The sequence below is a fragment of the Crossiella sp. S99.2 genome (genome assembly GCF_023094165.1).
Classification (GTDB): Bacteria; Actinomycetota; Actinomycetes; order Mycobacteriales; family Pseudonocardiaceae; genus Crossiella.
In genome coordinates, this window is sequence record NZ_JALMDK010000006.1 from 383930 (window position 1) to 396664 (window position 12735).

General features: G+C 70.6%; 12 protein-coding genes and 1 riboswitch. Of the genes, 3 read left to right on the forward strand and 9 right to left on the reverse strand.

Annotated features, from left to right (window positions below; genetic code table 11):
- Positions 1-155: 155 nt before the first annotated feature.
- Positions 156-416 carry a 30S ribosomal protein S20 gene (gene rpsT / locus MZC64_RS24945; protein ID WP_185002186.1) on the forward strand — a complete coding sequence of 87 codons (261 nt, stop codon included), beginning with the start codon at positions 156-158 and terminating at the stop codon, positions 414-416.
- 137 nt (positions 417-553) lie between these two features.
- Here the strand turns inward: rpsT and MZC64_RS24950 are convergent, their stop codons facing one another.
- Positions 554-1111, reverse strand: coding sequence for a sigma-70 family RNA polymerase sigma factor (locus MZC64_RS24950; RefSeq protein ID WP_247759411.1), 558 nt, complete (start codon positions 1109-1111; stop codon positions 554-556).
- A 238-nt stretch (positions 1112-1349) separates the two neighbouring features.
- Between MZC64_RS24950 and MZC64_RS24955 the strand changes: the two genes are divergently transcribed.
- Positions 1350-1868, forward strand: a complete 519-nt coding sequence (locus tag MZC64_RS24955; protein WP_247759409.1) for an SSI family serine proteinase inhibitor — start codon at positions 1350-1352, stop codon at positions 1866-1868.
- Between the two features lie 654 nt (positions 1869-2522).
- Here the strand turns inward: MZC64_RS24955 and holA are convergent.
- Entirely contained in the window at positions 2523-3503 is a 981-nt protein-coding gene (gene holA / locus MZC64_RS24960; protein ID WP_247759367.1) for a DNA polymerase III subunit delta, read from the reverse strand.
- 112 nt (positions 3504-3615) lie between these two features.
- Positions 3616-3746: riboswitch (SAM riboswitch) on the forward strand.
- 11 nt (positions 3747-3757) lie between these two features.
- Between holA and thrC the strand changes: the two genes are divergently transcribed.
- Positions 3758-5023 (forward strand): threonine synthase, encoded by a 1266-nt coding sequence (thrC, locus tag MZC64_RS24965; RefSeq protein ID WP_247759353.1) that lies wholly within the window; start codon positions 3758-3760, stop codon positions 5021-5023.
- Positions 5024-5130: 107 nt separating this feature from the next.
- Here thrC and MZC64_RS24970 read toward each other — a convergent pair whose 3' ends face one another.
- The 7 genes from MZC64_RS24970 to nadD form a co-directional block, all read right to left on the reverse strand.
- Positions 5131-7206, reverse strand: coding sequence for a DNA internalization-related competence protein ComEC/Rec2 (locus MZC64_RS24970; protein ID WP_308301066.1), 2076 nt, complete (start codon positions 7204-7206; stop codon positions 5131-5133).
- Between the two features lie 855 nt (positions 7207-8061).
- Positions 8062-8901: a ComEA family DNA-binding protein gene (locus MZC64_RS24980; RefSeq protein ID WP_247759351.1), complete on the reverse strand. Its 840-nt coding sequence runs from the start codon at positions 8899-8901 to the stop codon at positions 8062-8064.
- 452 nt (positions 8902-9353) lie between these two features.
- Complete coding sequence (locus tag MZC64_RS24985) at positions 9354-10205, reverse strand: DegV family protein (RefSeq protein WP_247759350.1); 852 nt, start codon at positions 10203-10205, stop codon at positions 9354-9356.
- An 11-nt stretch (positions 10206-10216) separates the two neighbouring features.
- Positions 10217-10933 carry a diglucosylglycerate octanoyltransferase gene (gene octT / locus MZC64_RS24990; RefSeq protein ID WP_247759348.1) on the reverse strand — a complete coding sequence of 239 codons (717 nt, stop codon included), beginning with the start codon at positions 10931-10933 and terminating at the stop codon, positions 10217-10219.
- On the reverse strand, positions 10930-11541 hold the full coding sequence (locus MZC64_RS24995) for a histidine phosphatase family protein (protein WP_247759346.1): 612 nt from the start codon (positions 11539-11541) through the stop codon (positions 10930-10932). The genes octT and MZC64_RS24995 overlap by 4 nt, the downstream gene beginning before the upstream one ends.
- The gene (gene rsfS, locus MZC64_RS25000) at positions 11538-11933 is read right to left on the reverse strand and encodes a ribosome silencing factor (protein WP_247759344.1); all 396 of its coding nucleotides are present in this window, start codon (positions 11931-11933) and stop codon (positions 11538-11540) included. The genes MZC64_RS24995 and rsfS overlap by 4 nt, the downstream gene beginning before the upstream one ends.
- Before the next feature lie 59 nt (positions 11934-11992).
- Positions 11993-12589: a nicotinate-nucleotide adenylyltransferase gene (nadD, locus tag MZC64_RS25005; RefSeq protein WP_247759338.1), complete on the reverse strand. Its 597-nt coding sequence runs from the start codon at positions 12587-12589 to the stop codon at positions 11993-11995.
- Positions 12590-12735: the final 146 nt, after the last annotated feature.

Below are 12735 nucleotides of genomic sequence, written 5' to 3' on the forward strand. Positions count from 1 at the left end.
CGCTGACCAGCCTCGATTGGGATCCCGCACGGCACGGCTGATAGCATCTCCAGCCGTGCCGTGCGGCATTTCCGCCCTGGAGGAAGGCTGCGCGTTCCGCGTAGCGCCACTACAGCGCGGCACGACTTCCGATCAGATGAGACCGAGGTAGCACCATGGCCAACATCAAGTCGCAGATGAAGCGCATCCTGACCAACGAGAAGGCGCGCCTGCGCAACAAGTCCGTCAAGTCGGAGGTCAAGACCGCCGTCCGCAAGTTCCGCGAGGCCGCCGAGGCCGGGGACAAGGACAAGGCTCTTGAGCTGCTCCGCGTGGCCAACCGCAAGTTGGACAAGGCGGCCAGCAAGGGCGTGATCCACGCCAACCAGGCCGCGAACAAGAAGTCGGCCCTCGCGCTGCGCGCCAACAAGATCTGAGTCCGCCGCTCCGCACGGAGCGCGCAGGGCACGGAACGCTGAACGACGAAGGCGCCGCCCCACCGGAAGGTGAGGCGGCGCCTTCGTCGTATCGGGTCCCCGGTGCGGTGCCCTGCACACCGCACCGGGGTCCCTATTTAGTAGCCGGCTCGCTCCCCTGCTGAGCGGAGCCGACGAGCCATCCACCGGCGAACCCGGCATCGCGCCCTGCTCGCGATGCACTCGGTCGCCCTGCGCGTGGTGCCGAGCAGACGCGAGATCTCCTCATGAGGAAGTCCCTGGTCAAGCCACAGCAGGACGAGCCATTCGCGCTGACTCAATTTCCCACACCTGGCCAGCAACCAGCGAGCCTCATGCCGATCCGTCACCACATCGGCGGGATCGATCACCTGCATGGGCAACAGTCTGGGGTGGGTGCACACTTGCTGTGCTGATGCCCGCCGCCGCAACTCGTCCACACCCAGCCGTTTCACCACCGCGACCAGGAACGGCATCAGCCGTCCGTGGTCGAGCTGCGCGTACTGTGCGGCGCGGAGGAACGCATCGTGCACGACATCCTCCGCTTCGGCCGGGCTCACACCCTGCCGCCGGGCCACCCGGATCAGCGCCGGTCGCAGCCGCAGGCACTCCCGCCAGAAGTTCTGCCGCGTGCCCACGGCAGACGTCTCACCATCCAGACCACCTTTGTTCTTCACCAACTGCCCCTTCGCCCCGTGAGAAATCAACCCGGTAGATCCTGGGGTAATCACCGGTAATTCCTTTCGAGGCGCGTCCCGTCCGAGGGCGGTCATCCGGAAGTGCGTTACGTCCTGATGACACCGCAGAACCGGCGCGTTGGCAAGCATGGTTGCTTTCGAGGACAAGCTTCGTATGTTTCGGCACTGTTGCGTACCGCCGTTCGTGGGACAGGAAAGGGTGTTACCCGGGAGTCATGTGACCACAGTCACCGTGCGCCGCAATCACTGTATTCGTATTCATCATGGCGGCCGGAACAGGCTGCCGCAAACAGACTCATTCCTTGAAAGGCGAACAATGTCTCGCAAGCGACTTCTGCCGTTGGCACTCGGGCTGGCAGCGACCCTGCTGCCCCTTGCCGTGGTCACCGCGCCCACCGCGACGGCCACGACGGCGACTCCGCGAGCAGCCAGCTGGCTGGTGCTGACCAGCAACCCCGGCGAGGCCCCGACCAGGGACGCCCGCTCACGCACGCTGACCTGCGAACCGGCCGCCGGCGCCCACCCGCAGCCGGCCTGGTCCTGCCACGAGCTGAAGAAGGCGGGAGGCGACTTCCACCAGGTGAATGTCGGCCCCCAGGAACCGTGCTACCTGATCTACGCACCCATCACCGTCACCGCCCGCGGCATGTGGAACGGCCGCCCCGTCACCTATCAGGAAACGTTCCCCAACGATTGCGTGCTGTACCAGGAAAAGGGCCCACTCTTCCGTTTCTGATCAGGCCCCCGGGTATCACCCGGTCGCCGTATTGACAGAAATACGAAAACCGAGCGCAACACCGAGCCGATGACCTTTCGACGCAAGCAACCGATTGCCAGGCACAACCACCGGCAATCTACGGCTCGCAATTTGCGCCACCACTCTCCGCACATCACTCACCCAAGCGGCAGAACAAAGACAAACAAAGCCGGTACACACGGTGACAAACACTTCCCCACGACCCCCAACAGACAAAACCCGTGGTACCGAAGTGCCATACCTCCGGCATCAACACCCACCCACCACCGACCCCAACAACCCAACCCCAACCCAGCCCACCCACAAGTTACCTAGGTATCTCCAGGTCGGCGGCCGGCCAAATCCCGGCTCGGCCCGCCCCCACCCCTGGTCGGCCTGCCAGTCGGCAGGCCCCGGCGAGGTTCCTCGGCACGCCGCTGGCCGAGGAACCTCGCCAGCACCACCTCCGGCCGGACCGCGCGATCAGCACGATCCGCGCGGATCGGCTCAACCGGTCAGGCCCGTGGGCCGTCGCGGCCGCCCGAGCGGCTCAACCGGGTCCGGGTCCAGACCCGGCAGTCGAGTCGGCCTCAAGACCGCGACCACACCAGCGCCGGATCCGGGCCGGGTCCGGGTCTTGGCCTCATCTCCGGCTCAGCGACCTCGCCGAACCAGGATCAACCTCAGCACCGCTCGTTCCAGTGCGTAACCGCCGTCGGCGGCGACGCCCTTCACATCCGCGTTCAGCCCGGCCACCAGGTTCATGGCCTCGGCGAGTCCCTCGGGTTCCCAGCCGCGGGACTGGGCCAGGGCCTTCTTGACCTTCCACGGTGGCATGCCCAGCTGACCGGCCAGTGCGAACGGGTCGGCCCGGCCGCCTGCGGTCACCCTGGCGATGGTGCGGACCGCGTCGGCCAGGGCGTCCGCGATCAACACATGCGGCACCCCGGTCTGCAGGGCCCACCGCAATGCCTCCAGTGCTCCGGCCCGGTCGCCGGTCACCGCCTTCTCCGCGACCACGAACCCGGTCACCTCGGCCCGGCCGCGGTGGTAGCGGCGCACTGCCTGCTCGTCGACCTGGCCGCCGGTGTCAGCCACCAGCTGCGAGGCGGCGGCGGCCAGTTCTCGCAGGTCCGAGCCCACGGTCTCGATCAGCGCGGCCAAACCTGCCGGGTCGACCCGGCCGCCGGCCCGGCGGAACTCCTCCTTGACGAAGGCCTCGCGCTCGCCGCCTTTGCTCAGCTTCCCGCAGGTGGTGACCTTGGCGCCGGCCTTGCGCAGCGCGTCCGGCAGTTCCTTGGCGAGCTTGCCCCGGCCGCCGCCGCTGTGCACGACCACCAGCACGACACCCTCGCTGGGCGCCTTGCAGTAGGCGCCGATCGCCTCCGCGATCTCCTTGCCCGCCTCCTGGGCGGCCTCCAGCACGATGACCCGGCCCTCGGCGAACAGGGACGGACTGACCAGTTCGATCAGCTCCGGCGGGGTGAGGTCGGTCACCCGGACCTTGCTCAGCTCGGTCTGCGGATCGGCCAGCCGCGCCGCGTCCAGAGACGCCTTGACGGCCCGCTCGACCAGCAGTTCCTCTTCCCCGATCACCAGATGCAGCGGCTCCGGGGTGACGGCTGGGGCGCTCACACCGGCAATCCTTTCACGGGGGTCTGACAGCCCTGCGGGCTCCCGCATGCTGGGCTGGCGGTAGCTCTCAGTGGCGACCGTGCCGTACGGTGAGTGCCAGATAACTGAATACAGCTCATCCAGAGGGGTAGAGGGATCGGCCCTACGACACCCCGGCAACCGGCACAGGCTCGACGCGTATTCCGCGAGGGAGCAGGTGAACACGGTGCCAAATCCGCCCCGCGACAGCGGGAAAGATGAGGAGAGACCTCGCGATGACGACCATCGAGGCGCCCAACAGCGCCCAGCAGACCCTTGACCTCGGCCCGGCGCGCAGCCTGGTCTGCCGGGAGTGCGGCCACCAGGTCCCACTCGCCGCCGAGTTCGCCTGTTCCGAGTGTTTCGGTCCCCTTGAGGTCGGTTACGACTTCGGGACCGTCCGCCGGGAGGACATCGAGGCCGGCCCGCAGTCGATCTGGCGCTACCGCAACCTGCTCCCCGTGCCGTCCACTGTGGACGCCCACCCGAACACCGACCCCGGCTGTACCAGGCTGGTCCGCGCGGACCGCCTCGCCAAGGCACTGGGCGTCCGCCGGATCTGGGTGAAAGACGACACCGGCAACCCCACCCACTCGTTCAAGGACCGCGTGGTCGCGGTCGCCCTGGCCGCCGCCCGTGAACTGGGCTTCAAGGTCCTGGCCTGCCCCTCCACTGGCAACCTGGCCAACGCCGTCGCCGCGGCCGCGGCCCGCGCCGGCTGGGAGTCGGTCGTGCTGATCCCGTCCTCGCTGGAACGGGCCAAGATCCTCACCACCGCCGTGTACGACGGCGCCCTGATCGCCGTCGACGGCAACTACGACGACGTGAACCGCCTGGCCACCGAACTGGCCGCGGACCACGAGGACTGGGCGTTCGTCAACGTCAACGTCCGGCCCTACTACGCCGAGGGCTCCAAGACCCTGGGCTACGAGGTCGCCGAACAGCTCGGCTGGCGACTGCCCGACCAGATCGTGGTGCCAATCGCCTCCGGCTCCCAGCTCACCAAGGTCGACAAGGGCTTCCGCGAACTGGGCGAACTGGGCCTGGTCGAGCAGACCCCGTACCGCGTCTTCGGCGCCCAGGCCACCGGCTGCTCCCCCGTCGCCGCCGCCTTCAAGGCAGGCCACGATGTGGTGACCCCGGTCAAGCCGGACACCATCGCCCGTTCCCTGGCCATCGGCGCCCCCGCCGACGGCCCGTACGTGCTCGACACCGTCCGCCGCACCAACGGCGCCATCGAGAACGTCTCCGATGAAGAGGTGGTCGAGGGCATCCGGCTGCTCGCCCGCACCGAGGGCATCTTCGCCGAGACCGCGGGCGGCGTGACCGTCGCGACGGCAAAGAAGCTCATCGAGACCGGCCAGCTCGACCCGGACGCCGAAACCGTCCTGCTGATCACCGGCGACGGCCTCAAGACCCTGGACGCGGTGCAGGACCGGATCGGCCCGCGCGCCACCGTTCCCCCGTCGGCCGCCGCGGTCCGCGAGGCCCTCGGCCTCTGACCCCAAGCTCCGCCGTCCGGCGTGTCACCTGGTCTTGTGCGACCGGGGGGCACGCCGGACGTGTTTGTGGCGGGTGATGGGACCTGGGGCGGGCGGGGTTCTGGGTGTCATCGTGGTGTTCGGGATTCTTGTTTGCCGTGGCGGGAGATCACTGGGCCCTGGGGGCTGGGGGCGATGGCCAGGTCGCCGTCCTGGTCGGTGCGGAGGATGTGGGTTCCCTGGGTGCGGAGGGTTTCCAGGATCAGGGGGCTGGGGTGGCCGTAGTCGTTGTCGGCGCCGACGCTGATCAGGGCGATCCGGGGGCGGACGGTGGCCAGGAATCTGGGCAGGCTGTAGCGGGATCCGTGGTGGGGGACCTTGAGGATGTCGGCGGCTAGCTCGGATCCCTTGTCCGCCAACAGGTCTGCTTGGCCGGCCAGTTCGATGTCGCCGGTGAGCAGGACCCGGCCCGCGGTGGTGTGGGCCCGGAGGACGACAGAGGCGTCGTTCAGGGCCGTGCCGCCGACGCGGTCACCAGTGGCGCCCAGGGCTGCCGGGCTGCGGGGGCCGAGGATGTCGATGGTCAGGCCGGGCCAGCTGGTGCTGGTGCCTGGTCGGAGTTCGGTCAGGGGGACGCCCGCGGACTCGGTGGCACGGCGGATTTCCTTGATGGCCCAGGGTGGTTGCTGGACGGGGCTGATCGCCACCGCGCCGACCTGGTGCCCGGCGAGGACCTCGGACAGGCCGCCGATGTGATCGGCGTGCAGGTGGGTGAGGACGAGTAGCGGGATCCGGTCGATGTCCAGGTCGCGGAGGCAGTTCGTGATGGCGATCGGGTCCGGGCCGGTGTCGACGAGGACCGCGCGACCGGGTTCGGCGGTGGCCAGGACGATGGCGTCACCTTGGTCGACATCGCAGGCGACCACGGCCCAGTCGGGTAGTGGCCAGCCGGGCCGCAGCGCTCGGATGGGGACCAGGACCAGGAGCGCGAGCAGGGCCGCCGCGATGAGCAGGACGCGGAACCGGCGTTGGCGTAGGACCAGGGCGAGGACGATCAGGACGCCGATGAGCAGGAAGGCTCCGCCGAGGCCGCTGGGCCAGGGCAGGGTGGCCATCGGGATGGCGGCGGCCTGGTGCGCGACCGTGACCAGCCACCACATCGCCGGGCCGGTGAGGTGGACCAGCAGTTCGGCCGCACCGGGGTGGATCACCGACAGGGCGGCCGCCAGCACGCCGAGCACCGTGGCCAGGGCGACCACCGGCGCGGCGAGCAGATTGGCCAGGATGGCGGTGAGGCTGAGTTCGCCGGTCATGCCGACCACCACGGGGGCGGTGAACAGGTGCGCGGCGGCGGGGATGGCCAGGGCCTCGGCCAGGCCACTGGGGACGTGACGGCGGCGCAGGGCGTCGGACCAGCGTGGGGCCAGAAGCACCAGGGCCGCGGTGGCCAGCACGGACAGGAGGAAACCCAGGTCTCCGGCCAGTTCCGGATCGGCGAGCAGCAGGATCGTCACGGTGCCGGCCAGGGCGGGGATCGCGGCTCGGTCACGGCCGGTGGTCAAGGCGTACAGGGCGATCGCGGCCATGACCGCCGCACGCAGGACGCTCGGTTGCGGCCGGGCCAGGATGACGAAACCCAGCAGCGCCAAGGCAGCCACCGCGGTCGCGGTGCGCGGGCCGGTGCGGAGTGCCCGGCACAGCAGGAGGACCGCGCCGCAGACGATCGCCAGGTTGGTGCCGCTGACGGCCAGTAGGTGTGCCAGGCCCGCGGTGCGGAAGTCGGCGATGACGCGGGGAGCCAAGGTGGTGGTGTCACCGACCACTAGGGAGGGCAACAGCCCGGCTTGGTCGGCGGGGAGGACTGAGCTGGCTTGGCGGAGACCGGCGCGGATGTGGGTGGCGGCACGTTGCCAGAACGGTGGTGTGCCAAGGAGTTCGGGTGCGTTGTGGACGCGGAGGGCGGCGGCGGTCAGGTCGCCGGGGTGGGCTGGGGCGAGCTTTCCAGTGGTGCGAAGGCGTTGGCCGGGTGAGATGTCGGACCAGGACTCGTGCATGGCGAGCAGGAGGACCGTTCCGCCGACGGAGAGGGTGTCGCCGGTGGTGTGGGCGGTGTCGAGGGCGATAGTGAGGACGGTGCCGTTGCTGTTGGCGGGGCGGCCACCGTAGGCCGGGGTGCGCATGGGGCGGGGGTCGCCGGTGACCACTCCGGTGAGGGTTGCGGTGACGCCTCGTTCGGCGGGGGTGTGCAGGGGATGTGTTGTGGCGGCGTGGGTTTTGAGGGCGATGCCGATGGCCGCGGCTCCGGACAGGGCACAGGCGGTGAGGACTGCTGCGGCGAGGCGGTGGTGTCGGGGACGTTGGCGGGGATGGGGACTGGGACGGGGGCGTTGGTGAGGAGGGGGTGGGGTTTGGGGAGGGGAGGTTTGCGGTGTGGGCTTTGGGGATGTGGAGGTCTGTGGGGCGGGCGTGTCGGTTGAGGAGAGTCGAGGTGTGGAGGTTTGCGGTGGAGACGGTTGGGGAGCGGGGGTTTCGGGAGCGGGGGCTTGCGGTGGACACGTTTCGGGTGGGGAGGTTTGCGGCGGTAAGGAGGAAAGTGGTTGGGGTGCAGGGGGTTTCGATGAGTGGGCCGGCCGGGGTGGGGTGGGTGTTGGGTGGCTGGGTTTGGGGTGGGGGCGGAGCAGGAGGCATGCGGCAGTGGCCGCGGTTGCGGTGAGCAACGCGGCGGCCAGGGTGGCGGGGAGCCAGCCTGTGTGGAGGCCGAGCAGGGTTACCGCCCAGGTGGCCAGGGCGGCGGGGACCAGGCGGAGATCCGGGCCGGAAGGTGTGGTCGGCTCGGAGTCCGGTGGTTCGGGTGGCTCGCGGAGAACAAGTCGTTCGCGCGGTGCGCTGTTGTCGCTTCCCTCCTTTCCGCGCCTTGTCGCCGTGGATACAGGTGCACGCTTTCCCCTTTCTCGTGCGTCGGCCACGGCGAGCTGCCGCGTCGGACGACTTGTTCTCCGCATGTGCGCCCCTTGCCTCGATGGCTCTGTCCCAGCGCGCTCGGATCCGGGCGCGCTGGGTCAGAGGCTCACCAGCTCGCGGAGCCGGGCGAGGCGGGACTCTCCGATGCCCTCGATCTCTCGTAACTGATCGACCGAGGTGAAACGGCCGTGCTTGGTCCGCCACTGGACAATGCGTTGCGCCGTCACCGGACCCACTCCTGGCAGTGCGTCCAGGGCGGCGGGGGTCGCGTTGTTCAGGCTGACCTTGGTGGTGCCGCCGGGTGGCATTCCCAGGGTGTCCTGGGGCTGCTCCGGTGGCGGCGGTATACCGACGTGCACTTGCTCCCCGTCGGCCAACCGGCGGGCCAGGTTCAGGCCGTTGAGGTCGACGTTCGGGTGTGCGCCGCCTGCCGCCTGGACGGCGTCGGCGACGCGGGCCCCTTCGGTGAGGGTGACCAGCCCGGGTTTGGTCACCCTCCCGACCACGCTGACCACCAGGGTGGCGCCGGCGCCGGTGGTGGTTGGGGTTTTGGTGGTCGGAGGGGCGGCGGGACCGGCCGACGGGGAAAGCTCCGGAGCCATCTCCCTGGTCGGCCGGTCCTGCCACACCAGCAGCGCGGTCGTCGCGACAGCCAGGACTGCGACGACCGCGACTGCCAGTGCCGCCAGCCGGCCGGGGTCCCACCTGACTCCCCGCGGACCCCTTGGCAGGAGCCGGGAGAGCCACTTCGGGGTGCGGGACAACGGCCGGGCCGGCAGTTGCTGGCCTGACTCGTCGAGCTGGATGACTTTGAGGCCATCCAGTTCGGGGGGCGGGTCAGGGCCGGGTCTTGCGCGTGCGGCGGCGGCCAGTTCGGACAACCGGGTCCGGGCGAGATCGCGTCGGGTGTTGGTTGCCGCGGTGAGGAAGCGCCACATGGGATCGACGCTAGGGGCGGGCGGGGGTGTGGGGTAGCTGTGGCGGGGGCGGCTGTGGATAGGTGGGGTGTTGTGGATAAGTGCTGGTTGTGGGGGTTGATGGGTGGGGTGGTGGGGGCTGGGTGGTGTAGGGTGCCGCGCTCGGTTGGGGCGAGGGCGAGGGCGAGGGCGAGGGCGAGGGCGAGGGCGAGGGCGAGGGCGAAGGCGAAGGCGAAGGCGAAGGCGACGGGGTAGCCGGGAGGCTGGCGGCAGGGCTGGGCTGCTGAGAGTGCAGGGGCAAGCGACGGCGAGACTTGGCGCGCGGGGGTGCGCGACTGGGATCGAGACGGGCGGGTGCGGAGCGGCTCAGGGCAGGGCGCAGCGCCGGTGCAGCCGGGGGCCGGGGGCCGGGGGCCGGGGGCCGGGGGCCGGGGGCCGGGGGCCGGGGGCCGGGGCGAGTGTGCGCGAGCGGGTTAGCGGGGGCGGTGTGGGAGAACGACGACGCCCAGGACGCCGGGGCCGGTGTGGGCGCCTACTACCGCGCCGACCTCGGAGATGACGCAGCCGTCGCAGCCGGGTAGGCGTTCGTCCAGGCGGCCAGCCAGTTCGGCCGCGCGCTGGGGGGAGCCCAGGTGGTGGACCGCCACCTCTACCGGGCCTTGGCCCGCGGCTGCGGTGGCCAGGTCGACCAGGCGGGCTACGGCTCGGCTGGTGGTGCGCACCTTCTCCAGCGGGAGGATTCGGCCGTTTTCCACGTGTAGCAAGGGTTTTACCGACAGGGCGGTGCCCAGTAGCGCCGCGGTGGGGGTTATCCGGCCGCCTCGGCGGAGGTGTTCGAGGGTTTCCAGGCAGAAGAAGGTTCTGGTGTGGGTGGCGGTGTGGGTGGCCACCGCTTCGACTTCGGCGGGGGTGGCGTGCTGGGTGGCGGCTTGGGCCGCGGCCAGGACGGCGAAGCCCAGGCCCATGGCGGTGGAGCGGGAGTCGACCACGCGGACCCGGTCCGGGCCGACCTCCAGGGCGGCCAGGCGGGCGGCGTCCCAGGTGCCGGAGAGTTCGCGGGACAGGTGGATGGAGACGACCGCGGTGGCGCCGGCGGACAGGGCCTGGCGGTAGGCGGTGGCGAACTCGGCTGGGGTGGGGCGGGAGGTGGTGACGGTGCGGCGTTCGGCCAGGGCCGCGGCCAGCTCGCTGGGGCCGATGTCCTTGCCGTCCAGGCCGCTGGCGCCGTCCACCGTGACGTGCAGGGGCACCTCGTGGATGCCGTGGCGGGTCGCGAAACCCTCCGGCAGGTACGCGGTGGAGTCGGTGAACACGGCGACGGACACGGGGACGCAGCCTACGGAAGCATCGGGCGGAGCAGGTCGGCTACCGCTGTGCCGACCTCGGCGTGTGCGGAAAATCCCCAGTGCATGCCGTCGGGATTGCCGTCGCCGTCGAAGATGTGCGCGCGGACCAGGGCGGGCAGGTCCAGCAGTGGCACCCGGGTGCGGGCCGACCAGGTGCGCAGGGCGGCCACAGCGCGGGTGTGGCCGGTGTGGATGTGGCCGTACTCGGGGGAGTTGTGCACTGACGGGAGCATGCCGATCACCGGCAGACCCGGCCGGATGGTGCGCACCGCCTGCAGGCAACGGTCCAGGTAAGACACGGTGAGGTGGGGTGGCAGCGCCACCGGGCGGCCACGCAGGAAGCGGGCCAGGTGTGGTTGCGCGGCCTGGTAGCGGGCGCGGGCGAAGCGCCGGACCGGCGTGGGGCGCAGGTGGCGCAGGCCCTCGCGCAGGTAGGTCGGCAGCGGGCTGGGCAGGGTGTCCATGCTGCCCAGGGCCAGCACCAGGGCGTCGGTGCGTGGCAGCAGCGACCACACCCTCGGGTCCCCGGTGAGGGCCCACCAGCCGTGCCGGGCGGTCCAGCCGAACCCGGCGACCAGTTCGGCCTCGCGGTCCAGCCCGGCCGCGGCGATGTTGGGCCACAGCCGGGGATCGTCGGCGGGCAGGGCGTACTCCGGACCGTGGAAGGCCAGCGAGTCGCCGAGGACCAGCAGGCGTCCCCGGCTCAACCAGTCGCCCCCACGTTGTGGCTGAGCAACCGCCACCTGACGTCGTCGGCCCGCCTGGCCAGCACGGTCCAGTGGCAGTTGCTCAGACCGCCCAGCGACGGCCACAGCTCCACCGGCAGCCCCAGCAACCGCCCGATCAGGCCGGTGATGAGACCTCCGTGCGCGCACAGCAGGGCGGTGCCGTCCTGGGCGAGGTCCAGTTCGGAGACCACCTCGACCGCGCGCGCGGCCACCTCCAGCCGGGTCTCGCCGCCGGGTGGGGCGAAGGCCGGATCGGCCCGCCAGTTCGCCAGCGCGCCCGGCCAGCCTGCCTCGACCTCCGCGCCGGACATGCCCATCCACTGGCCGACGTCGGTCTCCCGCAGCCGCTTGTCCACCCGCGGCGCCATCCCGGTGACCGCGGTGAACGTGGCCGCGGTGTCCGCCGCGCGGCGTAAGTCAGAGGTGACCAGCAGATCGGGTTCCAGCGCCGCCACCAGGGGGGCGGCCCGCCGGGCCTGGTCCAGTCCGATGTCGTTCAACTCGACGTCGAGCTGGCCCTGCAGCCGGCCGGAGGCGTTGTGGCCGGTCTGACCGTGCCGCCACAGAATCAGCCCGGACAGGGTCACGCCTGGACGTCCTCGTCCTCGGGCTGGTGCACCACGACGTCCTCGAACTCGATCCGCGGGCAGTCCTTCCACAGCCGCTCCAGGCCGTAGAACGAGCGCTCCTCGGTGTGCTGGATGTGCACCACGAGGTCCACGAAGTCCAGCAGCACCCAGCGTCCCTCGCGGGCGCCTTCCCGGCGCACCGGCTTGCTGCCGGCCTCGCGCATCTTCTCCTCGACGCTGTCCACGATCGCCTGCACCTGGCGCTCGTTGGGCGCTGAGGCGATCACGAAGACGTCGGTGATCACCAGCTGGGTCGACACATCCAGCACCACGATGTCGTGGGCCTTCTTGTCGGCCGCCGCGAGTGCGGCGACATGGGCCAGCCGGCGGGACTCCTCGGTCGCTGACACGTTGCTCCTCCCCGTGCGACCTTCGGGGGTCCGCACAGGTCACTCAGGGTACCGGGCGGTCAGGGCGCCGGGTCGCGGTAGAGGTTCCGCTTGGAGATGTACTGCACCACACCATCGGGCACGAGGTACCAGACCGGCATGTCCTTGGCCACGCGCTCCCGGCAGTCGGTGGAGGAGATCGCCATCGCGGGCACGTCCACCAGGCTGACCGCGCCGCGCGGCAGGTGGTCGTCGTCCAGCTGGTAGCCCGGCCGGGTGACCCCGACGAAGTGGGCCAGCTCGAACAGCTCGTCCGCCCGCCACCAGCCCAGGATCTGCTCCAGCGCGTCCGCGCCGGTGATGAAGAACAGCTGATCGTTTGGATGCTGTCTGTGCAGGTCAGACAGGGTGTCGATGGTGTAGGTGGGACCGGTGCGGTCCACGTCCACCCGGCTCACCGAGAACCGGGGGTTGGACGCGGTGGCGATCACCGTCATCAGGTAGCGGTCCTCCGGCGAGGAGACCACGTGGTGCTCCTTCTGCCACGGCCGCCCGGTCGGCACGAAGATCACTTCGTCCAGGCCGAACCGCGCCTGCACCTCACTGGCGGCCACCAGGTGCCCGTGATGCACGGGATCGAAGGTGCCGCCCATCACGCCAAGTCGACGCCCGGACATAACAGGTCAGCGTAGTTGGCGCGGGTGACAAAAGGCAGATCGGGAGAGCCGGGCCACACGCCGCCCGCAGGAGGCCCGCCGGTCGCTCTCCCCGACCGGCGGTCCTCCGCGCGAACCGGCGACGGTGGCTGGGGGTCCCGGCCGCC